The 23,669-nt window shown below is 70.2% G+C and carries 19 protein-coding genes; 12 read left to right on the top strand and 7 right to left on the bottom strand.

What is annotated here, in order from left to right; genetic code table 11:
• Positions 1–85: 85 nt before the first annotated feature.
• Positions 86–616, bottom strand: coding sequence for a helix-turn-helix domain-containing protein (locus AMYNI_RS0133515; protein WP_020672484.1), 531 nt, complete (start codon positions 614–616; stop codon positions 86–88).
• Between the two features lie 65 nt (positions 617–681).
• Here AMYNI_RS0133515 and AMYNI_RS0133510 point away from each other — a divergent pair, with 65 nt between their 5' ends.
• The 9 genes from AMYNI_RS0133510 to AMYNI_RS0133470 all read left to right on the top strand — a co-directional run bounded on the left by AMYNI_RS0133510 (position 682) and on the right by AMYNI_RS0133470 (position 9,535).
• Positions 682–1,050, top strand: coding sequence for a hypothetical protein (locus AMYNI_RS0133510; protein WP_020672483.1), 369 nt, complete (start codon positions 682–684; stop codon positions 1,048–1,050).
• 127 nt (positions 1,051–1,177) lie between these two features.
• The gene (locus AMYNI_RS0133505; RefSeq protein WP_020672482.1) at positions 1,178–2,368 is read left to right on the top strand and encodes an NAD(P)/FAD-dependent oxidoreductase; all 1,191 of its coding nucleotides are present in this window, start codon (positions 1,178–1,180) and stop codon (positions 2,366–2,368) included.
• 10 nt (positions 2,369–2,378) lie between these two features.
• A complete protein-coding gene (locus AMYNI_RS0133500; protein ID WP_020672481.1) occupies positions 2,379–3,320 on the top strand; it encodes a sigma-70 family RNA polymerase sigma factor in 942 nt (313 codons plus the stop codon).
• Positions 3,321–3,435: 115 nt separating this feature from the next.
• The gene (locus tag AMYNI_RS0133495; RefSeq protein WP_020672480.1) at positions 3,436–4,626 is read left to right on the top strand and encodes an NAD(P)/FAD-dependent oxidoreductase; all 1,191 of its coding nucleotides are present in this window, start codon (positions 3,436–3,438) and stop codon (positions 4,624–4,626) included.
• A 12-nt stretch (positions 4,627–4,638) separates the two neighbouring features.
• On the top strand, positions 4,639–5,577 hold the full coding sequence (locus tag AMYNI_RS0133490; RefSeq protein WP_020672479.1) for an RNA polymerase sigma-70 factor: 939 nt from the start codon (positions 4,639–4,641) through the stop codon (positions 5,575–5,577).
• An 88-nt stretch (positions 5,578–5,665) separates the two neighbouring features.
• The gene (locus AMYNI_RS0133485) at positions 5,666–6,343 is read left to right on the top strand and encodes a response regulator transcription factor (protein WP_040406153.1); all 678 of its coding nucleotides are present in this window, start codon (positions 5,666–5,668) and stop codon (positions 6,341–6,343) included.
• Positions 6,340–7,767: a sensor histidine kinase gene (locus AMYNI_RS0133480; RefSeq protein ID WP_040406151.1), complete on the top strand. Its 1,428-nt coding sequence runs from the start codon at positions 6,340–6,342 to the stop codon at positions 7,765–7,767. The genes AMYNI_RS0133485 and AMYNI_RS0133480 overlap by 4 nt, the downstream gene beginning before the upstream one ends.
• Complete coding sequence (locus tag AMYNI_RS0133475) at positions 7,764–8,255, top strand: GerMN domain-containing protein (protein ID WP_020672476.1); 492 nt, start codon at positions 7,764–7,766, stop codon at positions 8,253–8,255. The genes AMYNI_RS0133480 and AMYNI_RS0133475 overlap by 4 nt, the downstream gene beginning before the upstream one ends.
• Before the next feature lie 68 nt (positions 8,256–8,323).
• Entirely contained in the window at positions 8,324–9,535 is a 1,212-nt protein-coding gene (locus AMYNI_RS0133470) for a DUF418 domain-containing protein (RefSeq protein ID WP_020672475.1), read from the top strand.
• A gap of 6 nt (positions 9,536–9,541) precedes the next feature.
• On the opposite strand, the gene AMYNI_RS0133465 is transcribed toward AMYNI_RS0133470, so the two are convergent.
• From AMYNI_RS0133465 to AMYNI_RS0133455, 3 genes are all read right to left on the bottom strand, one after another.
• Positions 9,542–10,036, bottom strand: a complete 495-nt coding sequence (locus tag AMYNI_RS0133465; protein WP_020672474.1) for a DUF3291 domain-containing protein — start codon at positions 10,034–10,036, stop codon at positions 9,542–9,544.
• A 31-nt stretch (positions 10,037–10,067) separates the two neighbouring features.
• Positions 10,068–10,727: a helix-turn-helix transcriptional regulator gene (locus AMYNI_RS0133460; RefSeq protein ID WP_020672473.1), complete on the bottom strand. Its 660-nt coding sequence runs from the start codon at positions 10,725–10,727 to the stop codon at positions 10,068–10,070.
• A gap of 119 nt (positions 10,728–10,846) precedes the next feature.
• Entirely contained in the window at positions 10,847–13,921 is a 3,075-nt protein-coding gene (locus tag AMYNI_RS0133455; protein WP_040406148.1) for a discoidin domain-containing protein, read from the bottom strand.
• 247 nt (positions 13,922–14,168) lie between these two features.
• Between AMYNI_RS0133455 and AMYNI_RS0133450 the strand changes: the two genes are divergently transcribed.
• The 3 genes from AMYNI_RS0133450 (at position 14,169) to AMYNI_RS0133440 (ending at position 17,906) form a co-directional block, all read left to right on the top strand.
• The gene (locus AMYNI_RS0133450; protein WP_020672471.1) at positions 14,169–14,891 is read left to right on the top strand and encodes a response regulator transcription factor; all 723 of its coding nucleotides are present in this window, start codon (positions 14,169–14,171) and stop codon (positions 14,889–14,891) included.
• 3 nt (positions 14,892–14,894) lie between these two features.
• A complete protein-coding gene (locus AMYNI_RS0133445) occupies positions 14,895–16,298 on the top strand; it encodes a sensor histidine kinase (protein ID WP_020672470.1) in 1,404 nt (467 codons plus the stop codon).
• Positions 16,299–16,406: 108 nt separating this feature from the next.
• Positions 16,407–17,906, top strand: coding sequence for a sulfatase family protein (locus AMYNI_RS0133440; protein WP_245574062.1), 1,500 nt, complete (start codon positions 16,407–16,409; stop codon positions 17,904–17,906).
• Between the two features lie 150 nt (positions 17,907–18,056).
• Here the strand turns inward: AMYNI_RS0133440 and AMYNI_RS0133435 are convergent, their stop codons facing one another.
• From AMYNI_RS0133435 to AMYNI_RS0133425, 3 genes are read right to left on the bottom strand one after another with little or no spacing between them, the layout of a single operon-like run.
• A complete protein-coding gene (locus tag AMYNI_RS0133435) occupies positions 18,057–18,653 on the bottom strand; it encodes a hypothetical protein (RefSeq protein WP_020672468.1) in 597 nt (198 codons plus the stop codon).
• A 28-nt stretch (positions 18,654–18,681) separates the two neighbouring features.
• Complete coding sequence (locus AMYNI_RS45935) at positions 18,682–22,584, bottom strand: non-ribosomal peptide synthetase (RefSeq protein ID WP_020672467.1); 3,903 nt, start codon at positions 22,582–22,584, stop codon at positions 18,682–18,684.
• Positions 22,584–23,660 carry a MupA/Atu3671 family FMN-dependent luciferase-like monooxygenase gene (locus AMYNI_RS0133425; protein WP_020672466.1) on the bottom strand — a complete coding sequence of 359 codons (1,077 nt, stop codon included), beginning with the start codon at positions 23,658–23,660 and terminating at the stop codon, positions 22,584–22,586. Before AMYNI_RS0133425 ends, AMYNI_RS45935 begins: the two co-directional genes overlap by 1 nt.
• Between the last annotated feature and the right edge of the window lie 9 nt (positions 23,661–23,669).

The raw sequence follows: 23,669 nt of genomic DNA, 5'->3' as shown, positions 1-23,669 counted from the left end.
TCGCCCTGCGTGCGGCGCACCGGCGCCAAGGACGCTGACCGGCCCGAGAATCGGGCAGCATTCCCGGTGCCGGCCCAGTGGCCGGTCAGCTATCCGGCATGAGGATGGTGGAGAGAATGCGCCGGGTGCGACCGCGGCCGGGTTCGTGCTCGCCGTAGCGCGCGAGTAGTTCGCCGAACCGGGTGAGGAACTCGCCGAACTCGTTGTCGTCGAGCCAAAGTGCGGCCTGCCGGAACGCGATGCCGTCCCGGACCGGGTCGATGTCCGCACGCTCGAGGTAGCGGTCGAAGTCGCCGGCGATACCGGCGACGAACACGGTGAACATGGTGCGCAACTGGTCCGGATCGACCCCGTCCCGCCCGTCGTCGGCCGTGTCGACGTTCAGCCGGTAGGTGCGTTCGACGGTCCCGCGTATCTTGCGTTCGGCCACCACCACGAGCACACCGGCTCCCACCAGCACGCCGACGTGGCGGTAGAGGGTGGTGTGCGGGACATCGGGCAGCTGCTCGGCCAGCGCGGCCGTGGTCAGCTCGCGGCCGATGAGCGCCTGGGTGATCCGCCAGCGGACGGGCTGATGCAGCAAATCCGCCAGTGACTTCTTCTTCGCGGAAGACATCCGGCTCCATTGATTCCATATGTGGTATTAATACTGGTGTCGGGATCATCTTAGAGGGGGACGGCATGGCGACGGTGCAGGTCGACAGCGTGGCGGTACGGATAGAACTGGCATGGTGGGAGCGGTTGTTCGCCGGTGGGCGGACCCGGATCGTGGTTCCGATCGAGCGGGTGCTGGCCGCGGACCGGGTCGAGCGTCCGACGCGGCACTCGGTGACGCCCGGCGCCCGCGCGGGGATGGTGGTCACCGGGGTGCTCAAGGTCGGGCGATGGGGCTTGGGAAGCCGAACGAAGCGATTCGTCAGCGTGCGCCGCTGGGTGCCCGCGGTACGGCTGGGCCTGGATTCCTCGGCCGCGGCGGAACTCGGTTATGACGAACTGGTGGTCAGTACCCGCGATGCCACGCGGGTCGTGGCCGCGCTGGCGCGGCCGTGAGCGCGGCAGTGGGCGCCGGGCCGCCATGGAGCGAGCCTCCGAGGGTGATCCACGTCACTGGCCAGTGCTGTCAGGAATTCGGGGGCTGTCTCGTTCAGGGTGCACGCGAACCAGACAGGAGCGATTCATGCAGCACCGCATCGTCGTCCTCGGGGCCGGATACGCCGGAGCCTTCTCCGCCGGATACCTGGCCCGCCAACTTCACGCCGACGACTTCGAGATCACCGTTGTCAACGCCGAACCCGATTTCGTCGAGCGGCTGCGCCTGCATCAGCTCGCCGCCGGGCAGGATCTCCGCCGCCGGCCGCTGGCGGAGGTGTTCGCGGGCACCGGCATCCGGCTGCGACTGGCGCGGGTAACCAACGTCGACGCCGAGCGCCGGACCGTCACAGTCGCCGACGGCGAGGGCATCGACCGGCTCGAGTACGACACTCTCCTCTACGCGCTCGGCAGCACCGCCGCCGACCACGGCGTTACGGGCGTCAACGAGCACGCCTTCCACGTGGCAGCGCGGCCGGCCGCACTGCGCCTGCGCACACGCCTGGATGAGCTGGGCGAGGGCGGGAAGGTGCTGGTGGTCGGCGGCAACCTGACCGCGATCGAGGCCGCCACCGAGATCGCCGAATCCCGTCCAGGGCTTCGGATTAACCTGGCCACCAGTGGCGAACTGGGCGGCTGGCTGGGCACGAAGGCGCGCCGTCACCTGCTGCGTGCCTTCGACCGGTTCGGGATCACGGTCCACGAGCACACCACCATCGAGCGCGTCGAGAAGGCGGCGGCGGTCGCCGCCGACGGCACCGCTTTCGCCTCCGACGCGACCGTGTGGGCCGCCGGCTTCGCCGTGCACCCGATTGCCGCCACCAGCGGCCTCGAGGTGGTGACCAACGGCCAGCTCACGGTCGACCGTCAGATGCGGTCGGTCTCGCACCCGGATGTCTACGTTGCCGGTGACAGCGCCTTCGTCATCGGCGACAACGGTCGGCCGTTGCCGATGTCCTGCGCTTCCGCGGGATTCACCAGCATGCAGGCGACGGCCGCGATCATCGGGGACCTGACCGGGCGCAAGATCTCGACGACCTCGCTGTCGTATGTCGGCAACCACATCAGCCTCGGCCGGAAGGATGGGCTCTTCCAACTGGTCGACGGTGACGCGCGATCGAAGTCGTGGGCCCTCCGTGGCCGGACGGCCGCGCGCGTCAAGTCGGCAATCCTCGGAGCCAACCCCTGGACACTGAGCCACCCGACCCTCGGAAGGCCGAGTCACAAGTACCGCCTGGCCACTACCCGAGAGCACTCGCCCGACGTGGTCGGCGCATAGAGTCGCGCTCATGGACACTGCCACCGTGGCGCGTTTCGAGGCCAGCCGGAATCGGCTGGCCTCGCTCGCCTACCGTCTGCTCGGCTCGGCCGCCGACGCCGAGGACACGGTGCAGGACGCGTTCCTGCGGTGGCAGGCCGCCGACCGGGAGTACGTCGAGGTGCCCGAGGCATGGCTGACCAAGATCGTCACCAACCTGGCGCTCGACCGGCTCCGTTCGGCGAAGGTGCGGCGCGAACGCGCGGTCGGCGCCTGGATGCCCGAACCACTGCTCGACGGCGACCCGATGCTGGGCCCGGCCGACACCGTCGAGCAGCGCGAATCGGTGACCCTGGCGGTGCTGACGCTCATGGAGCGCCTGTCGCCGGTCGAACGGGCCGCTTACGTGCTGCACGAGGCCTTTGCGTACAGCCACGCCGAGATAGCCGAGATTCTCGGCATCACCGAGTCCGGGAGTCAGCAACACACCCACCGAGCCCGGCGTCGAATCGCCGCCGCCGGCAACGACACCGGCATCGACCAAGCCTCGGCGCGTCGAATCGTCGAGGCGTTCGTCGATGCCGCCTCCTCGGGCCGGACCGAACGGCTGGTGGCGCTGCTGACCGACGACGCGACCGGCACTTCCGACGGCGCCGGGTTCGGGCGGCCCGGGAAGCCGATCCGGTACTCAACCCCGGAGCGGATCGCCGGCGCGATGCGGGCCGGCTTCACACCGTCTCCGGCCAAGCGGAGACTCGCCGGTGGCTCGCCCTCGATGCATGCCGTCGTGGTCAACGGCTGCCCGGCCGTGCTCGTCACGCTCGACGACCGGGTCGTGGGCGTCGTGATCCTGGAGATCCGTGCCGACAAGATCGCAGGCGTGCGCGGCATCGCCGCCCCGGACCGGCTCGGTCGCCTCACCGGGGAATGGCAGCGGCAGGAGCATGGTGTCCCGCTGATCGAATCGTGGTAACCGGCCGTCGCGCGATGAGCTGCGGGACTGTTGAGTGATGTGCGTCATATGTTGTCAGGATGTTCTTCGATGCGGTGTCTTGTGCTCGAACCCCACGGAGCGAAGGTAGGACACCATGAGCGAGAACATCGATGTGGTCGTGCTCGGCGGCGGATATGCCGGTGTGATGGCGGCCAATCGTTTGACACAGCGCGACGACGTGACGGTGACCGTGGTCAATCCGCGCCCGGTCTTCGTCCCGCGGCTGCGTCTGCACCAGCTGGTGGGCGGGACCCACGGTGCGGTCGTCGACTACCCGGAAGTCCTCGCCAAGGGTGTCCGGTTGATCGTCGACGGCGCGACCCGGATCGACGCGGCCGGACGCGGTGTGACGCTGGCTGAGGGCGGCAGCATCGGCTACGACTACCTGATCTACGCGGTGGGCAGCGGCAGCGCCGGCCCGCGGGTGCCGGGCGTGGCCGAGTTCGCTTACCCGATCTCCACGTTGGAGGCGGCGCAGCGACTGCGGTCAGCGCTCCACGACACGCCCGCGACGGCTGCGGTGACGGTCGTCGGGGGTGGTCCGACCGGTATCGAGACCGCCGCGGAGCTGGCCGAACAGGGTCGCACCGTCACGTTGGTCTGCGGGGGTGTCCTCGGTCCGTACCTGCACCCCCAAGCTCGACGCACCGCCCGCAAGTACCTCGCCAAGCTGCGGGTCGAGGTGTTGGAAGGCTCGGATGCGTCGGTCAATGCGGTGACACGGGAGGCCGTGGAACTCGCCGACGGCCGCACGCTGACGAGTCAGGTCACCATTTGGACCGCGGGCTTCGGCGTCCCCGACCTGGCGGCCAACAGCGGGTTGCGCACCGACACCGCCGGGCGCCTGCTCACCGACGAAACACTGACCAGCATCGACGACGAGCGAATCGTCGCGGCGGGTGACTCGTCAGCACCATCCGACCTGCCGTTCCGGATGAGCGCCTACGCCGCGGGTTGCCTTGGCGCCCATGCCGCCGACACCGTCCTGAACCGGATCGCGGGCGAACGGCCGGCACCGATCGACCTGTCGTTCCCCGCCATGTGCATCAGCTTCGGCCGCCGCACCGGGATCTTCCAGCTCGGCCACAAGGACGACACCGCGATGCGGATCTACTTCAGCGGGCTCATGGGCAAGACGCTCAAAGAGCTCTCCTGCGCCGCCAGCGTCAAACACCTGGTCACCGAAGCGCGCAAGCCCGGCTCGCACTCCTGGCCCAAAGACGGCAAGCACAGGCCGCGGCTGCTGCGGGCCCAGCACGGCGACACGCCCGCACCGATCGCCTGAGACACCGACTCCATGGACACCACAGGCGAATCCGGCGGGCAGCGGCGGGCCGACGGCGACGACCACGCCACCGCCGGCGCGACGGAGACGTTCGTCGGGCACCGCAACCTGCTGTTCACCGTCGCCTACGAGATGCTCGGATCAGCGGCCGACGCCGAAGACGTCCTGCAAGAAACCTGGCTGCGATGGGTAAAGGTCGACGTAGCCCAAGTGCACGACCAACGCGCCTACCTGGTGCGGATCACGACCCGGCAGTCGCTCAACCGGCTGCGCTCGATGAAACGCCGCAGGGAGGCGTACGTGGGCTCGTGGCTACCGGAGCCACTGCTCACCGCACCGGACGCGGCCGCCGACGTCGAGCTCGCCGAAAGCGTGTCGATGGCGCTGATGCTCGTCCTCGAGACACTGACCCCGACCGAACGGGCGGTGTTCGTGCTGCGCGAAGCATTCGGAATCGGCTATGACGACATCGCGGCCGCGGTCGACAAGACCCCCGCCGCCGTGCACCAGATCGCCCATCGTGCCCGCCACCACGTCGAAGCCCGCCGCCCGCGCCATGCGGTCACCGCACGGCAGGCCCAAGCGGCTCTCGAAGCCTTCCAGCGGGCGCTCGAGACCCGGGACCTGCAGGGCCTGCTCGACGTGCTCGCCCCCGACGTCGTCGCGATCAGCGACGGTGGCGGTATCAAGCAGGCCAACCCGCGTCCGATCGTCGGCGCCGGCAAGGTGGCCCGGTTCATCGTCGGCGGGCTCACCAGGAACGACGTGTCGCTCACCGCCGAGCCGACCGCGGTCAACGCGGGCCCGGCGCTGGCTCTGCACGTCGACGGTGAACTCGACGGCGTCATCGTGATGCATGTCGAGGACACCCGCATCACCGGCCTCTACTACGTCCGCAACCCGCAGAAACTGACCCGCATCGAATCCGCGACCCCACTCACCCTGCGCTGAACACCCGGGCCGGCCCTGATGTCCTGATCCTGTAGCAGTCTCGCCGGCTTCCGGATCGACTGCGGGCGGAGTCCCGATAATCGGCCGCGTGGTAAGGATTCTGTTGATCGAGGATGACCAGGCGATTCGCCGCAGCCTCGCACTGGCGCTCGGCCGGCACGGGCACGAAGTAGCTGAGGCCGGCACCGGCGAGGAGGGGCTGCGCGCGCTGGGCGGCATGCCACCCGACATCGCGGTGCTGGACCTGATGTTACCCGGCATGGACGGTTTCGAGGTGTGCAGACGGATCCGCGCGACCGGCAACCTGCCGATCATCATGCTCACCGCTCGCGGCGACGACCTGGACCTCGTCGGCGGGCTGGAGGCCGGCGCGGATGACTACGTCGTCAAGCCAGTCCAGCCGAGGGTGCTCGACGCGCGCGTCCGCGCGGTGCTACGCCGGGGCATTCCGGCCGAGGAGAGTGTCCGCGACCGGCACCACGACCTCACCATCGACCGGGCCGCGCTGACCGTGGCCAAGGGCGAGCGGCAGGTCTCGCTCACCCCGACCGAACTGCGGCTCCTGCTCGAACTTTCCCGTTCACCCGGCCAGGTGTTCAGCCGCCAGCAGTTGCTCGAGCTCGTGTGGGAGCACCACTACCTCGGTGACTCCCGGCTGGTGGACAACTGCGTCCAGCGCCTGCGGGCAAAGATCGAGGATGAGCCGTCCCGACCGGTCTTCGTGCAGACCGTACGCGGTTTCGGTTACCGGTTCGGTCCGGTATGACAGCGCTGGGCAGAGCACGCTCGGTGCTCGGCGGGTTGCGTCCCCGGCTGATCCTGGCCTTCGTCGCGGTCGGCGTGATCGGCGCGGCCACCGCGGCGTGGGCGAGTGCGGCGTCAGCCGGCAGCTCGCTGGTCGAGGCGACCCAGCACCGGCTCGCCGGCGAGATCGAGCGGCAGGTCACCGCGATCGCACCCAACCTGCCCTATCCGCCCGACCAGGCGGCACTCGACCGGTTGGCGATGACGATCGGCGGACAGGCGCTGGTGACCTACGGCGCCCTGCGGTCGGCCCACGGCGCCGACCTCGACCTCGTGCCGCCCGACCTGAGTTCGGCCACCGGCAAGGCCGACCAGCTGTTGGTGCAGCGGGTCGAGTCGGACGGTGGGCCGAGGTTGGTGATCGGCACGCCGGTGATGATCACTGACCTGGACGGGCAGCGGCGGCCGTCCGGCGTCGAGGTCTACGCGGTCCGCGAGCTGAGCGAGGTGCAGCAGCAGGTCGATGCGCTGACCGCGAACGCGAGCCGCACCAGCGCCATGGCCCTGCCGGTGGCGGTGCTGCTCGCGCTGCTTGCCGCACGGGGCGTCCTGCGGCCGGTACGGGATCTCCGCACCGCGGCGCGGCGGCTTGGCGGCGGTGACCTCGGCGCGCGGCTGCGGCCCCGTGGTTCGGACGAACTCGCCGAGCTCGCCGAGACCTTCAACGAAACGGCGGCCTCGCTGGAGCGGTCGGTTGGCGAGCTGGCCCGGATGGAGGCCGACGCGCGCCGGTTCGTCGCAGACGTGTCGCACGAACTGCGCACGCCGCTGACCACACTGATCGCGGTGGCCGAGGTGCTGGAGGCCGAGGCGGAGCGGATGCCGCGGGACGCGCGGGAGCCGGCCCAGCTCGCCGTGTCCGAGACGCGCAAACTGGCCGGGCTGGTGGAGGACCTGATCGAGGTGTCGAGGTTCGACGCGGGTGCGGCCACGCTGTGCCCGGAGAACGTCGAGCTGCGCGCCGGGGTGCGCGGCTGCCTGCGCTCCCGTGGCTGGCTGGACGAAGTCGAGCTGGACGCACCGCGCGAACTGGACGCCGCACTGGACCGGCGGCGCCTGGACGTGATCACGGCGAACCTGGTCGGCAACGCGCTCCGGCACGGTGCGCCGCCGGTCGTGGTGCGCCTGCGCGGTGACGACGAGTGGGTGCATCTCGAGGTGGTCGACCACGGGCCCGGCCTTCCAGACGCCGTCGCGCGGCACGTGTTCGACCGGTTCTACAAGGCCGACACCGCGCGTGCCCGCTCCGAAGGCAGCGGGCTGGGCATGGCGATCACCGCGGAGAACGTCAAGCTGCACGGCGGAACGATCTGGGCTGGCAACGCCGACGGGGCGGGCGCGCGCTTCGCCGTGCGCCTGCCAAGGTGGACGGAGGCAGGTAGGTGATCCGGAAGGCTCTGGTCGCGGCGCTGGCCGCGGCGGTGCTCGGGCCGGCAGGTTGCGGTGTGCAGCCGAGCGGGGTACTTGGCGGCACGCGAGCGCCGACCGGACTCGCACCCGGCACGCCGGTGTACCTCGTGGACGACGCCGGCGGCCTGGTCGTACAACGCCGTGGCGACGGGCTCAGCACGATCGGCCAGGCGGTCAAGATGCTGCTCACCACGACGCGGCCGGGTCCGGGGCTGCACTCCTACGCCGGGTTCAGCGAGGTCGCGCTGGAGCTCCCGATCACCACCGCCGGCGAGGTGATCACCGTCGGGCTGCCGATCGACCGGGACGACGTGCGGCGCGAGGTCGGCATCGACCAGCTGGTGTGCACGGCGCTGGCGGTGCACCAGCAGTCCGGTGGCTCCCCGGCGACCGGGGTGCGGCTCAGCTTCGTCCATGGCCCCGACACCGAGACACGCCACTGCCCGGTGCTGCCGTTCCGGTAGGCCGCTTGCGACACGACCGCGACATCGCGGGGATCGGGTCAGGACGTCGGACCGGCAGCGTGTCGGCCATGGAAGCCCCACGGATACAGACAACCCCATCGGACGTACCGCCACTCGAGCCCGGGCACCGGCTTCCGCGGGGCCGGCTGCTCGGCATCGACGCCGTTCGGGCGCTGGCGATCATCGGTGTCTTCGTCGCGCACTTCTACGCCACGGGCTGGCTGCACGCCGGGCGGCCGGTGGACACGCCCGGTGTGCTGCAGTGGATCAGCATGCAGACCTCGTCCCGTGCGATGAGCCTGTTCGTGCTGCTCGCCGGCGTGTCCGTCGCGCTGATGACCGGTGGCAGCCGCCCCTACGCCGGCCCGGACATGTCCACCGCACGGCGCCGGATCGCCGTCCGCGCGCTCGTGCTCTTCCTGATCAGCCTCGCCATCGACGAGTTCGGCGCGTCGGTGCTGAGCTACTACGCGGTCCTGCTGCTGCTCCTGATCCCGCTGGCCCGGCTGCGCCCCCGCACGCTGTTCACCGCCGCCGGACTGGCCGCACCACTGGTCACGGTCGGCGCGTGGTGGGTGATGTCCACGCACCCGGAGTGGATGAGGGGCGACGCGCCGAGCGGCCTCGACGTGCTCACCAGCTCCGACCAGTGGGGCGGGTACCTGTTCCAGCTCGTACTCACCGGAGGCGGATTCCAGACCGTCTACGGCATCCCGCTGGTCCTCGCCGGCCTCGCCATCGGCCGGCTGGACCTGCACGACCACGCGGTCCGGCTGCGGCTGCTGCGCACCGGACTCGGCATCGCGGCCACGACCTACGCCGTCTACGCGGTGCTCTGGCACGGCATCGGCGCCGCCAAGCACGTCGCCGCCGCGATGGCCGCGCCGCCGACCGACTCCGGCCCGCCGCCGCTGCCGTGGCAGTCCCTGCTGGGCATGCCGACCGACGGCGTGTACGCAACGAGCCCGCTCGGCATCGTGCTCATGATCGGTATCGCGATGGCCATGCTCGGCGGCATGCTGCTGATCTTCGAACGCCGGCGAGCCGGCAAGGTGCTGTGGCCGCTGGCGGCCGCCGGCGGCATGACGATGACCTGGTACGCCGGACACTTCGGCTACCTGTCATTGATCGGCGACCCGCCCTCGGTGTCGTTCGTCCACCTCGCCGCGGCCGTGGCGGTGATGCTCGGCGTGTCGGTGCTGTGGCGGCGCTGGGTGCGGCGCGGGCCGCTGGAGTGGTTCGTGCACCAGGTGACCACCAAGGCGGTTCCCGGACGATGATCTGGCCTACCTGCCGACCGTGGCCGACGGCCGCCACTGCGCCGAGGCGGCTTCCTCAGGCAGGTAGCTGTCTCGGAAACCGAAGGCGCAAGGCGAAGGGCCCTGTTCGCGGAGCAGTTCCAGGCGCTCGACGGCCTCCTCGACGGTGGGAAGGTGCCCGGCGGGGATCCACCACAGCACCTGGAACGGCGCCTTCGGCAGCTGGAACCACTCCGCACGACGGCGCAGCATGTCCAAGTGGCCGCTGCGGTAGACGTAGTCCCACAGGGCGTCTCGGCCCTCCCAGACCGACATGTTCACCAAGACGTCGTCACCCAGCGAAGTCCGGATCGCGGTGGCGTCGGTGCCGCCATCCTCTACCAGCCGCCATACGAAGCCGGGCGCGTTGTCGGCGACCTCGTTCAGCGTGTCGAGCATGGACGTGAAGCCGTGCGTGCGGACGTCATCGAGGGCGAATTTCAAGGTGCCCACGTTGAGCTGGGCGAGGTGGTATCCCGTCATGCTCTCACCTCACCATCGCGGTAGCTCTATGTCAACTGTCGTTATTTTTAGAATGCTCGACGACGACGCAGCACAGCCCGGGGCGCGGGTCCATGCGGGCCCGCAACCCTTTAGTGCCCTCCATGAGCCCTTCCAGCAGCGCCAGGTTCATGCCGCACACCAGCGCAGGATGCCGCTCGGACAGGACATGGAAGGGACAGTTGGCCATCCGCAAGACACCCCCGTCGACATCCATTCGAGGCTCGTAGCCGCGAGCGGCCAGCAGGGCCTTCGCCGCGGCGAGATCCGCGACCGGCCCGGCGGCGGCGCCAGCAGCCCGCCCCTCCCGCCGGGCGGCTGCCTGCAGTTCGTCGTCCAGGCGCGCGACCTCCGCCACCTCGGCCAGCAGGTCGGCCGCGATGCGGTAGTCGCGCGCCGGGATCGAGAGCTGGCGCTCGGCGCCGGACCGGCGGTAGAGCTTGGCCGGCCGCCCGGCACCCGGGCCCGAGCGCCCACTCAGACGCCTGCTCCGGGTCTCCAGCAGCTCCGCGTCCACCAGCTTGTCGAGGTGGAAAGCGGCGAGCGTGCGCTGGATCCCGGCGCCCTCAGCCGCCTCGTTCCGGCTCACCTCGTGGTCCTGGGCGGCCACGTACTCATACAGCCGCCGCCGCACGGGATCCTGCAGAACGGCGATCGCCTCGATGTCCTCCACCCGACCATTCTAAGAACAACGGAGATGCTCGTTAGAGGGGGCACTAGCGTCACCGGTAGGAGACTTCAGCTGCACGAAGGCAATCTGAGCCCACCTGCTCGACTCCGCGATCGGTCAGGTCAACTCCCCGGGTGGACCCGAAGGCGGGTGAGGGCCGCGGTCGTCGTGCCATGCACCCGCACCGCCACGTACCGCGCGGGACCGGACGACGGCACCGGTGCGTAAGTACGCCCGTCGACGCTGGTTTCGACGGTCACGTCCGGCGCCCGGCCACCGGTCCAGGTGAGTTCGACCTGGCCGAGCGGTCGGACCGCGCCGAGATCGACGACCATCCGGCCGTCGGTTCCCGGACGCCAGGAAGTCCGTTCGTCGTCATCGACCGCCGCGCTCGGTGCGGACATCCCCGGGGGCAGCGGCTCGGCCGGGAACGTGGTGGCCCCCACCGCGAGGTCCTCCAGCGGGTAGGGTCGGGTCGTGCGTGCGGTGACCGTGACCGTGCCGCCGCCGGGAATCGCGATCTGGCGCGGACGTTCACCGACGGGTTGTACCCGCAGCCGTACCGGCGCCCCGGCAGGCGCGGTGAACCGAACGGTGGCGGCGTCGACGACCGAGGCCCGCAGACCGGTCTTTCCCGCGGCAACCCGAACGGTGAACCACGCCGGTTCGACCCGCCCTTCCGCGGCGCCAAGCGACACGGTCAACGCGCTACCGTCCTTTGTGGTCACTTGGTCGCCTCGGTAAAGCGAGACCACGCCCGCGGTCGCGGGTAGCGCGACAGTCGCCTTCGCGGCCGAGCCGGACAGGTTGAGCAGGACGAGATGTCCGTCGAGGACCGAAGTGCGCACCGCGGCGAGGTCGGCGGCCGGCCTCGGCGCCGCCACCGGCAGCGTGCGAGGGTCCGGGTGGCATTCGACTTGCAGTGGGGCCGTGCTGCCGTCGGAAAGCATGATCTGGTCACCGGTGACGGTGATCGGGTTCGGTGAACCGGTCACGGTGAATCCGGCGCGCCCATCGACATCGAGCCAGCCACCTGTGGTGCTGACCGCCGGTGGCGGGTAGGTCGCGGCGGCGGTCCAGGCGATGCCGTCCGACGAGGTCTCGATGCGGTAGCGCCGCCCTGCTGCGGCTTCCCACGCCAACTTCACCCGGTCGAATCCCCTCGGTGAGCCAAGATCGACGGCGAGCCAACTGTCCGCGCGTGCACGGTCCGCTGTGGACACCGCCCAGCGGGTGTTCGTGTTGCCGTCGATCGCGTACTTCGCCTCCTTGTCCGGCGAGACGGACGAAGCCGATGCGGTACCCGCCCTGGCGAGGTCCGTTCCGCGCATGCCGTCGCGGACCTCGAAGGACCACAACGAATAGCCGTACGTCGGATCGGGCCGAACACCGAGCATCCGAACGTACCGAGCTGTCACAGCGGGGAAAGCAACTTCATCGGTCCGGCCTCCTGCCGGGGGCGTTGGAGTGATCGGGACGGTGACCGCGCCTTCGGCTGTGCGGTAGGTGCGACTGCCGGTCAGCCCCGGCATTCCCGGCATATCGAGGTTGTAGACCGATACGGCGCCCTCGCCTGCCGCCAGGCCGGTCGTCGCGTAGACCGCAGCACCCGAAGGCAGCGTGGCGAAGCCGGCGTAGCCGTGGTCGAACTTCAATACGGTTGCGGTCCCGTCGAAACCGTCGCGCACCTTCGTCCAGGACGCGGTGTGCCGCTCGACCACCTTCAACGCCGTCGACGGCAGGAACATCGGCGTGCTACCGCTGACACCGAACAACCAGTCGTCGTGGTGCGGCTGCCAGGCGAACTTGGTGTAGCCCGGTTTGCTCACCGCCGCGGCCCACGCGGTCGACGTCCGGTGCGCCAGCAATCCCGGCCCCGCACCGAAATCACGAGTGCCCACCGCATAAGCGTCGAACTCCGCCTGGCTCACCGGCCGCACCGGTCCACCGTGGCTCGCGCGCCATTCGTGCAGCAGGTAGCTGATCGCGATCTCCGCGCGGGCTTCCGGCTCGTACTTCGGCTCTCCGGAGAACTTCGTGAGCCGATCAACCGGCGAATAGGCCTGGTACGGCTGAAGACGCGCGGCCAGCTGCGCCTCGGCCCGTGCGGCGTAACGGTCTCCGAGTACCTGAGCGCGGAAGGCGAGCGGGAGGACGTCGCGTCCGTAGAGGTGTTCGCGGTCAGCCACCATCGGCATCAGCGGCTCGCCCGCGTCACTCGCCATCAGCAGCATGGTGTGCCAGAGTCGTTCGCCGTTCGGCTGCGCGGTGAGCACTTCCGGCAGTGGCTGCCCGGCCAGCAGGAAGTGCAGGGCGTTGCGCCCGGACGTACGCCACAGCTCCTCCTGGTAGTGCGGGCCGAACGAACCGTGGTTCTCGACCAGGAACGTGTCGTACAGGTTCTCCGCGGTGTTGGCCGAAATCGGCACGCCGTCCACCACCCGAGGGTTGGCCAGGTCCGCGGGCGGGAGACCCGCCTCGTTGCGGCTCCACCTGCCGAACCGCTCTCGCCACGCGGCGGCTCGCGGATCCCCTGGCGCCCAGGCGATGCCCGGGGCCAGCGCCTGCGTGTAGACGCCCATCTCCTCCAACTTCGTGTCGCCGACGTACCCGCCGGACAGTCCGCGCGGCGTCCAGTCGCCGGACATCGGGTCGTCGCTGGTACCCAGCCCCGCGGTGTAGGCCGCCTGGCCGCTCGCGATCTCGTTCAGGTTCGCCCTGGTGGCCGCGTCGAGGTCGTTCCACAACAGCCGGCCGGCGAGCTGGAAGTAGGACTGGAACGTGGTGTCGAAGAACAGCCGGCGGCCCCATTCGGTCCCGCCGGTCACCAGATTCGACCGGGCGAAGTGCCGGATCGTGTCGATGGTGTGCCGGTGCAGCACGTCGCGCTCGACCCCCGCGGCCGCCGCGTCGTAGCCGTCGCGGGTCAGCAGAACCGCGTTGCCGAGAACGACCGCGAACGTGAAGTCCTTGGCCGGATAGATTCCGGCGCCCTGGTCGAACTGCTGCTCGGCCCAGCGTGTGTGCCGCAGCAGCACCGCCTGGTACGTCGCCGCCACGTCGTCCGGGGCTTCCCCGCCCCACTCCGCGGTCTCTCCGGCCCCGGCGCCCGGTGACACCAGCCCGGTGGCCACCAGCGCGAGCCCGCCCACGCCGAACGCTTGCAGAACTCTCCGCCGAGAAGGCTCAATGCTCATGGGGTTCTCCACCTCGATGACAACGTTGTCAGAATTCAGGGCAAGGTGATCGTCGTGGTACGGGTCTCGTCATGCGGAATCAAGAGGACGTGCAACTGCCAGCCAGCTTTACCGGATTGCCGCCGCCGTGGCAACCACCGGGTTTGACCAATGTGGACAGTTCTGAGTCCTGGAACCGGGAGAAACTCCGGTGTCAACCGAGCGCCAGGTCTGCGAGGATGGCGCCCACGGGGAAGGAGGCCGGACGTTGAGGGACGCGGTCGCCGTCGCGCACCGGGCGGACGGCAGCCCGGCGCGGCTGCTCGTCGTCGAGGACGAGAGCGTGCTGGTCGACCTGCTCACCGACGCCCTCCGGTTCGTCGGCTACCAGGTCGAGTCCGTGACCACCGCCGCTGGAGCGTTGCGAGAGGTCGCGCAAAGACCTCCGGACCTGGTGATCCTCGATGTCAACCTGCCGGATCTGGACGGGTTCGAGGTGTGCCGCAGGTTGCGCGCCGATGGCAACCAGGTGCCGGTGATCTTCCTGACCGCCCGGCAGGATCGCGCCGATCTGCGCGCGGGATTCGCCGAGGGAGGCGACGACTACCTCACCAAACCGTTCGCCCTCGAGGAACTGGCGCTGCGCGTGCACGCCGTTCTCCGGCGCAGTCCCGCGATGCGGCGCGGCGGCGACCGGACGGTGCACTCGGGGCCGTTGCGGATCGACCTCGACGGGCCCGGCGTGCGGGTGGGCGACGCGGAGGTGGCACTGTCCCCCACCGAGTACTCGGTGCTGCGCTACCTCGCGGTGCACCAGGGCGAGGTGCTGACCAAGCAGCAGCTCCTGCGGCACGTGTGGCAGTACGAATTCGGTGGTGACACGTCCATCGTGGAGACCTACATCAGCTACCTTCGCCGCAAACTGGGCCCGGACGGCGCCTCGCTGATCCGCACGGTGCGCGGGTTCGGCTACACCCTTCGCGAGGACTAGCGCGTGTCGCTGAAGAGCCGGCTCACCCTCGGCACGGCCGCGCTGCTGGTGGTCGTGGTGGCGGTGCTGGGCTGGGTCGCGGTGGAGGCGGCCCGGAGTTCGATGATCAAGGGCGTTGATGACCGGCTGCGCGTACTGGCCGCCCGGAAACCGGCCTGGTTCACCCAGCCCGCCACGAATCCGCCCCCGCTCGAGCACCGCGATCGAGCCGAGTTCCTGGTCACGCCGGAAGGCCAGCGTCGGCTGGTCTTTCCCGCCGGTTTCGCCACCAACCCCGACCCGCTGCCTCTGCTGCCCGACGGGCCGGTCAGGCCGGTGCTGGGCACGCTGCGCAAACCCGTCACCGTGGCGGCCGAGACCGGGGACCTGAGTTACCGGATCATGGCCACCCCCTTGCCCGGCGGCAACTTCCGCGTGCTCGCGACACCGCTGGACGAGGTGGACGCGGCGGTGGCCCGGACCGTGCGGCTGGTGCTGGTCGCGGGTGGTGCCGTGCTGCTGCTGGGGTGTGCGGGCTACTGGCTGCTCGTGCGGCGCGGTATGCGGCCGGTCGACGGGATGGTGCGGACCGCCGCCGCGATCGCCGGGGGCGACCTGACGCCGCGGGTGCAGCCGAAGCGGGGCGGCGCCGAACTGGACCGGCTGGGGTCGGCGCTGGACGAGATGCTGGACCAGATCGAGACCGCGTTCGCGGCCAGGGAGGCCGGCACGCACCGGCTGCGGGAGTTCGTCGCGGACGCGTCGCACGAGCTGCGCACCCCGTTGTCGGCGATCCGTGGCTACGCGGAGCTGTACCGCAGCGGTGCTTTCGGCGAAGGTGACCGGATCGACGGCGAGCGGCTCGATCGCGCCATGCGGCGCATCGAGTCGGAGAGCGAACGGATGGGGCGGCTGGTCGAGGACCTGCTCCTGCTGGCGCAGCTCGACCAGACCCCGGAGCCAGGCCGGACCGAGGTGGACATCACGGCGCTTGCCGAGGACGCGGCGGCCGACCTGCGCGCGGCGGACCCGGGGCGCCCGGTCGAGGTGCTCGCCGCCGGGCCGGTCCCGGTCTCCGGCGATGAGCACCAGCTCCGGCAGCTGATCGGCAACCTGCTGTCGAACGCCCGGCAGCACACCGCAGCGGGGACGCCGGTCCGGGTGAGCGTGCACGGCGACGACGCCACCGCGGTGCTCGTGGTCGTGGACGAGGGACCGGGGATCCCGGCCGAGCACCGGGAGAAGATCTTCGAGCGCTTCTACCGTGCGGACGGCTCGCGGTCCCGGTCCACCGGCGGGACCGGGCTGGGGCTGGCGATCGTCAAGGCGATCGCGCGGGCGCACGAGGGCACCGTGCGCGTGCTGGACTCCGAGCGGGGTGCCCGGTTCGAGGTTCGTCTCCCCCTGTCAGGACGGTCAGGAAGCTGAGCAGAACCTGGGTATCGGCTCAGAATCCGGGCCGCTCTGTTGCCCGCCGGGGTGCCGGGTTGATGTGCTGGCGGGGCCGTTGTCCCAGCACCTCGAAGGATGATCGAGATGACGTCAACGCGGCTGGTGGCCCTGGTCTGCGCACTGAGCCTGCTGCTCGCGGGATGTGCCGGTGGTGCGCTGCGGGCCCGGTCCGGCCCCGAGCCGGCCGGACCCGCCTCCACCGGGGAGCGCCCGAACATCGTGTTCGTCCTCGTCGACGACATGGACCAGGGCCTGGTGCGGTTCATGCCGCACCTGCAGCAGCTCCAGAAGCAGGGAGTCACGTTCTCGAACTTCACGGTGACCGACTCGCTGTGCTGTCCCTCCAGGTCCTCGATTCTGACCGGGAAGTTCCCGCACAACACCGGCGTGTTCACCAACAAGCCACCGGACGGCGGGTTCGAGGTGTTCCACCGCGAGCAGGAACGGGACACCATCGGCACGCAGTTGCAGCAGGCCGGGTACCGGACCGGATTCCTCGGCAAGTACCTGAACGGCTACCAGCCCGCCGACAAGCTCGGCGGCGACCGGCCGTTCGTGCCACCGGGATGGCACGAATGGGCGGTGGCGGGCAACGGTTACCCGGGATACGACTACCAGCTCAACGTGAACGGGAACCTGGTCGAGCACGGCGACGAACCCGGGGACTACCTCACCGATGTACTGGCCGGCAGGGGCAACGACTTCATCCGGCACAGCGGCGCCACCGGAGAGCCGTTCTTCCTCGAAGTCGCACCGTTCGTGCCGCACACCCCGTCGACGCCGGCGCCACGCGACGTCAACGAGTTCCCCGGCCTGACCGCACCGCGTGATCCCTCGTTCAACGAGCCCGACAGGTCGGACAAGCCCGAATGGCTGCGCCAGCGCCCGCCGCTGACCCCCGACCAGCTCGCCACGCTGGATCCGGCGTTCCGCAAGCGCGCCCAGTCGCTGCAGGCCGTGGACGACATGCTCGCCGGCTTCCAGCAGACCCTCGCCGCCACCGGGCAAGCCGATCGGACGCAGATCGTCTTCAGCTCGGACAACGGCTACCACCTCGGGCAGCACGGGCTCCTGCAGGGCAAGCAGACCGCGTTCAGCACCGACGTCAACGTCCCGCTGATCGCCGCCGGACCGGGGATTCCCGCCGGGCGGACGGTGGATCAGACGGTCGAGAACATCGACCTGCGGCCGACGTTCGCCGAACTCGCCGGTGCACCACCCTCCCCCGACGTCGACGGCCAGAGCTTCGCCGGCCTGCTGCGGGGAGATCCCGCGCCGTCGGCGAAGAACGTGGCGCTGGTCGAGCACCACGGCCCCAACAACGGCAAGCACGACCCCGACCGGCAGGCCCCGGCAAGCGGAAACCCGCCGACCTACACCGCGATTCGCACCACCGAGGGGAACTACGTCGAGTACACCACCGGTGAACGCGAGTACTACGACCGCGCGCGCGACCCCTACGAACTGGACAACACGTACCCGGCACTGTCCCCCGGGCAGCAGGCGGCACTGCACGACACGCTCACCCGGCTCGCCCAGTGCCGCGGCACGGCCCAATGCGCCGCGGCCGCACACCTGCCCTGAAACGGTTTGGCCAGGCGGGAATAGCGCCTGGCCACCCCGCGGCTGAAGGCGGTGGCGTCCTCACGTGGCCGACGCAGGCGGCGGAACTGCACCTGGGCACCAGACCGAGGCGCACGCACCTTCGAGACGTCCGGCTGAGCCCACTGATCATCACTGCCACTGATCATCCTCACGATCCAGGTCGGGGATCGGTCCGAGGACCGCCCACCCCGGCTTCAGCGACCGGGTGCTCCGGAACCCGCGGTCCTCCGCGTACGTCGTCACGTCCGTGCCGTCGGACGCGTGCATGATCGTGTAACGCGGCGGGTCGTCCCCGTAGCAGCGGAAGAACACGCGCCCAGCGTCTTTCGACTGATGCACGACCACGTCGACGCCTGGCAAACCCTCATACGTCGCCTGGTCCTGCGGAGTCGTCGGCGTGCAGGCTTCGGCCCGGCCGGCCTCGCGCACGCAGATCAGCGCCGGGATCCAGCTGATCCGTTCGGCCTGCGGGTGGGCGGCCAGCACCTCCCGCATCCGAGCGTCGGCCTCGGCGAAGGCCACCTGCCCGTGCTCGAACTTCGTCTCCAGCTTGTCGAACCGCCGGTCGTCGTATCCGCTGCCGAAATGTGCCTCCAGTGACCCGATGACGACGACCCGCCAGGCCAGGAACAGAGCGGCCACGACGAGCAGTGCGACGAGCAGGACCCGGCCCGGCGAGCGCCGCCATTGCCGCCGCCGCGACTCGAGGGCGTCAGGAGGAAGCATAGCGCCGCAGCGTAAACCAGTCGCGATGTCACCCGCGCAGGCGCTCGCGAAGCCGCGCGGCCACGAGTTGCAGGTCGGGCGATCTCAGCACGGAAAAGTGATCGCCAGGTAGGTCGATGACCTCTGTCCGCGGAGCGAGCGCACGCCATTGCTCGAACTGCTCGGCGGGCCAGTAACCGTCGGCGGCCCGCAGCACCGTCACGGGAAGATCGGCGGGCGTCGGCCGGTACCCGCGTTTGGCGGCCCGCAGCAAAGCCATTCGGTGCAGCAGGTCGGTGAACCCCGTCCTGCCCAGTTTCAGCGCCTCCTCGCCCATTCCCAGATCACGCAGCCGCTCGACGACGTCAGGGCTCGCCCCGTCGAGTTCACCGTTCCGGCCCCACCACGTCACCAGTTCGTCGAAGATCCGGTCCGCCTGCCGCTGCCGCGCGGACTCCGGCGCGGGCACCGCCGCGTCGATCAGGAAGACCGGCCCGGCCCGCTCGCCCGAACGCGCCAGCCGTCGGGCCATTTCGTAGGCGATCAACCCGCCGAGTGACCACCCGCAAAGCGCGTAGGGCCCGTGCGGCAGGTGTTTTCGCAGGCGCTCGACGTACTTCGCCGCGAGCGAGCTGATCGAGTGTTCCGCCTCCGCGAGAGATCGATCGCACTCGACGCCGACCACCAGGCAGTCGGGCTCCAGCAACCGGGCCAGCTTCCGGTACCCGGTGATCTCGCCGGCGCCGTCGTGCACGCAGTACAAGGTCACCGCCGGCAGACCGGCATTGAGCGCGCTGAGCCCCGGCACGGCGGGTGCACCGGCCGCGTCAGCCGATCGCATGGCCAGCCCGGCGATCGTGGGCGCCTCGAACAACGCCCGCAGCGGTACCCGCACCCCGGCCGCGGTCAACTTGGCCACCACCCGGCTTGCCAACAGGGAATGACCGCCCAGCTCGAAGAAATCCTCGAACACGCCGATCCGGCCGACACCCAGTTCACCGCGCCATACCTCCGCCACGCGTTCCTCCACCGGGGACCGCGGCGCGACGAACTCCCGGCCGGCCGACGCACGTGCCGGCTCCGCGGCCGGCAACGCACGACGATCCACCTTCCCGTTCGGCAGCCGCGGAAGGGCGTCCAGGAACACGAACACAGCGGGAATCAGCTGGGCGGGCAGCGCCTGTCCGAGCCAGGCCCGCAGCTCGGATATCGCATACTGCTCGCCCCCGAACACCACGTAGGCCACCAGCCGATGGTCACCGGAAGCGGAGTCGCGCGCGGCGACCACGGCCTCGGCCACGGCGGGATGGGCGAGCAACCGGGTCTCCACCTCCCCCGGCTCGATCCGGACGCCCCGCACCTTCACCTGGTGATCGGTTCGCGCGAGGAACTCCAGCACCCCGTCGGCGGACCAGCGGCAGAGATCCCCGGTCCGGTACAAGCGCTCGCCGGGGGTGAACGGGTCCGGCACGAACCGCTCGGCGGTCAGGCCGGGCCGCCCGGCGTAACCCCTGGCCACCCCCGTCCCGCCGATCAGCAGCTCTCCCGGCACCCCGACCGGGCAAGGCGCCAGCGCCCGGTCCAGCACATAAACCCGGGTGTTCGCGTTCGGCGTACCCACCCGGTAGGTCCAGCCGTCGGTGGCGGGCAGCGGTTGCCGGGTCGAGGTCATGGTGGCTTCGGTGGGACCGAACTGGTTGATCACCTTTCCGGCGAGCCAGCCGCGCCCGGACAGGCGCGCGGCGTGCAGCCGCTCACCGGCGCACAGCACCAGGCGCACCGCGTCCGGCCCACCGTCCGCCACCGGAACCGCCGCCAGCTCGTACAGCAACGAGGGCACCACACTCGGCAGCACGGTCACTCCGGTCGTCTTCAGCAGCTCCACCACACCGGCCGGATCACGGGCGGCCGACGGCGGTGGAACAACCAGGCGTGCCCCCGAGGACAAGGTGCCGAAGATCTCCCGCACCGAGGAGTCGAATCCCGGATTCGCCAGTGCGATGGCCGTGTCGTCCTGGCCGATCCGGTACTCGCGGTGCAGGAAAGCCAAATGGGACACGACGCTTCGATGGGTGGCGAGAACGCCTTTGGGCGCGCCGGTCGAACCCGAGGTGTACATGACGTAGGCGAGATTGTCCGGGTGCACCGGGAAACCCGGATCGTGTCCGGGCATGGTCTCAATGGTCGCTCTCGTGCGCCCGTCGTCCAGCACGACGAGGCGACCGCCGAAACCGGGCGGCAGACCGGTGGCGGTGTCCCGCTCCGCCACCACGAACCCGGCCCCCGCGCCGTCGATCATCGAGCCGGTCCGGCGTACCGGCTGGTCCGGGTCGAGCGCGAGATAGGCCGCCCCGGCCTTGAGCACGCCGAGCAGCACCACCACGGTCGTCACCGACGGGCGAAGCAGTACGCCGACCACGTTCTCCGGACCGGCACCTAGTTCCCGGAGGTGGCGGGCGAGTTGATTGGCCCGCGTGTTGAGTTCGCCGTAGGTCAGGCTCTCTTCCGCGCTGCCAAGGACGGCGACGGCAGCCGGCCGTTCGGCGGCCCGCGCCTCCACCAGCTCGTGGATCCCGGCGGGCAACGGCGAGGCCACCGCCGTGTCGTTCCAGTCGTGCACCAGCTGCCGCCGCTCGGTTTCGCCGAGAACCGGCAGCCGGGACAGCCGGACGGCCGGATCCGCCACCACGGCGGCCAGCAGATTCCCCAAATGGCCGCACATGCGCTCGATCCGGTCCCGGTCGTACAACGCCGTGCTGAAGCGCACGAAGCCTTCGAGTTGCTCTGGCCCTTCCAGGAAGGCCACCGTCAGATCGAACTTCGCCAGTCCGATCGTCAGCGGGTACTCCTCCGCCCGCACCCCCGGCAGGTCCCAGCCGGCCGCACGAACGTTGTTGACCAGGAACATCACCTGGAACAACGGCGTTCTCGCCAGGTCGCGCTCCGGGCGCAATGCCTCCACCAGCTGTTCGAACGGCAGGTCCTCGTGGTCGTAGGCGTTCAGCGTGACCTCGCGAACCCGCCGCAGCAGCCCGGCGAAGGTCGGATCACCGGAGAGGTCGGTGCGCAGCACGAGCGTGTTGAGGAAGAACCCGATCAGCGGCTCCGTCTCGGCCTGGTTCCGGTTGGCCAGCGGCGTGCCGACCGACACGTCCTCCTGATCGGCGTAACGGCCGAGCAGTACCTGGACACCGGCCAGCAACACCATGAACAGGGTGACGCGCTCGGCCGTTGCCAGTGCACGCAGCCCCTTGACCACCGCGGCAGGCACCGTGAACGGGACCGCCGCTCCGGCCGTGGAGCGGGTCCGCCCCCTCGGCCGGTCAGCGGGCAGCTCCAGCGGAGGGCTCCCGGCCAGGTTCCGCCGCCAGTAGGCCAGCTGTTCCGCCAGTGCCAGCCCGGACAGACGTTCTCGCTGGCGCCTGGCGTAGTCGCCGTACTGGACGTCGAGCGCGGGCAGGTCCGGCTCCTCCCCCGCCAGCCCGGCCCGGTAGCCGGCGCTCAGCTCCCGGAGCAGGATCCCGGCCGACCAGGCGTCGATCACGACGTGGTGCCAGACGGTGATCACCACGTGCTCGTCCGGAGAGAGTCGCAACACCCTGGCCCGCCAGAGCGGCGCCACGGCGAGATCGAACGGCTGCTTCATCAGTTCGTCAACGATCTGGTCGACCTGGTCGATCTGCCCCGCGGCCGCGTCGATGACCGGGAGTTCGACCGGAACCGTGTCCACCACCACCTGCACCGGCTGACCGTCCAGCTCGGCGAACCGGGTGCGCAGGATCTCGTGGCGGTCCACCACCCGTCGCAGCGCGTCCGCGAGCAACCCGAGGTCGAGCGGCCCCGACAGCCGCCACGCCCAGGGCACCAGATACTGCAGGCCGCCCGGTTCGAGCCGGTCGAGGAACCACAGCCGCTGTTGCGCGAACGACAGCGGGGCCGGCACCGCGGACATCAGCGGCCTCCGACGGCAGTGGACTCCGCTGTCGAACGAAGTCGCCATGCCATCCGCAGCTGGTCCAGGTAGTCCAGGCTGCTCAGCACGATGTCCGTGTCACCAACGAAATCGATCAGACAAGCCACCTCGTCGACCCCGGCGGCGGACAGTCCCGCAAGGGTGCCGACGCCGTCGGCAACGGTGCCGAACAGACCCGAGGTGTCGAAGAACCTGTCGAAGGCACGGGTCACCAGGAACTCCAGATCCGCCGGCTCCAGCTCGTCCGCATGCACCCCGGGCAGCACCTCTCCGGCGCCTCGCAGCACCAGCGAGGCGGACTTGCGCAGGTACTCGGTGAAGGGCGCGCGGACGATCTCGCGGACCTCGGCCCTGCCGGAGCCGAGAAAGGTATGCGCCATCACCACCACGTGGCCACCGTCATGGCCGTGCCCGGCCGCGAAGCTCCGGCGGTAGGCCGCGATCTTGGTGCTGAGCTGCGCCAGGCTGTGCCCGATCATGGTGGTCAGCACGCCAACCCCGAGGCGCCCGGCCGTGCGGAAGCTGTCGATGTTCCCGGCGGTGCTCAGCCACATCGGCAGGTCCGGTTGCACGGGCGGCGGGAAGATCCGCACTTGCACCGGATTGTTCGCCCCGTCGACGAGTTCGACGGTGTCCAGCCGCCACAGCCGCCGCACCGTTTCGATCGTCTCGGCCATCAGCCGCCGTCGATCCGGGTAAGCCTCCGGCCGGATCGCGAAGTCCGCGGTGTGCCAGCCCGACGCGAACGCCACCCCGGCACGGCCCCCGGAGATGTTGTCCACCACCGACCAGTCCTCCGCGATGCGGACGGCGGGATGCAGGGGCGCGACCACGCTGCCCGCCCGGATGCCGACCTTCGTGGTCACCGCGGCGACCGCGGCCCCTGCCACCGCCGGATTCGGGTAGGCACCGCCGAAGGAATCGAAATGCCGTTCCGGCGTCCACACCGCGGTGAACTCGTGCTCGTCGGCGAACCTGGCACCTTCGAGCAGGAGCCGGTACCGGTCCTGGCCGATGTTCGCATCGTCGGCGAAATAGAACAGACTGAAATCCACCGCGGGTTC

It is taken from the genome of Amycolatopsis nigrescens CSC17Ta-90, from assembly GCF_000384315.1.
Lineage (GTDB): Bacteria > Actinomycetota > Actinomycetes > Mycobacteriales > Pseudonocardiaceae > Amycolatopsis > Amycolatopsis nigrescens.
Note: the sequence above shows the minus strand (reverse complement) of the source record. Positions and strands in the feature narration are given on the sequence as shown.

What these genes read in the sequence shown, in the direction of transcription:
- AMYNI_RS0133515 (WP_020672484.1), bottom strand. Translation starts at nt 616, where the DNA reads ATGTCTTCCGCGAAGAAGAAGTCACTGGCGGATTTGCTGCATCAGCCC.
- AMYNI_RS0133510 (WP_020672483.1), top strand. Translation starts at nt 682, where the DNA reads ATGGCGACGGTGCAGGTCGACAGCGTGGCGGTACGGATAGAACTGGCA.
- AMYNI_RS0133505 (WP_020672482.1), top strand. Translation starts at nt 1,178, where the DNA reads ATGCAGCACCGCATCGTCGTCCTCGGGGCCGGATACGCCGGAGCCTTC.
- AMYNI_RS0133500 (WP_020672481.1), top strand. Translation starts at nt 2,379, where the DNA reads ATGGACACTGCCACCGTGGCGCGTTTCGAGGCCAGCCGGAATCGGCTG.
- AMYNI_RS0133495 (WP_020672480.1), top strand. Translation starts at nt 3,436, where the DNA reads ATGAGCGAGAACATCGATGTGGTCGTGCTCGGCGGCGGATATGCCGGT.
- AMYNI_RS0133490 (WP_020672479.1), top strand. Translation starts at nt 4,639, where the DNA reads ATGGACACCACAGGCGAATCCGGCGGGCAGCGGCGGGCCGACGGCGAC.
- AMYNI_RS0133480 (WP_040406151.1), top strand. Translation starts at nt 6,340, where the DNA reads ATGACAGCGCTGGGCAGAGCACGCTCGGTGCTCGGCGGGTTGCGTCCC.
- AMYNI_RS0133470 (WP_020672475.1), top strand. Translation starts at nt 8,324, where the DNA reads ATGGAAGCCCCACGGATACAGACAACCCCATCGGACGTACCGCCACTC.
- AMYNI_RS0133465 (WP_020672474.1), bottom strand. Translation starts at nt 10,036, where the DNA reads ATGACGGGATACCACCTCGCCCAGCTCAACGTGGGCACCTTGAAATTC.
- AMYNI_RS0133455 (WP_040406148.1), bottom strand. Translation starts at nt 13,921, where the DNA reads ATGAGCATTGAGCCTTCTCGGCGGAGAGTTCTGCAAGCGTTCGGCGTG.
- AMYNI_RS0133440 (WP_245574062.1), top strand. Translation starts at nt 16,407, where the DNA reads ATGACGTCAACGCGGCTGGTGGCCCTGGTCTGCGCACTGAGCCTGCTG.
- AMYNI_RS0133435 (WP_020672468.1), bottom strand. Translation starts at nt 18,653, where the DNA reads ATGCTTCCTCCTGACGCCCTCGAGTCGCGGCGGCGGCAATGGCGGCGC.
- AMYNI_RS45935 (WP_020672467.1), bottom strand. Translation starts at nt 22,584, where the DNA reads ATGTCCGCGGTGCCGGCCCCGCTGTCGTTCGCGCAACAGCGGCTGTGG.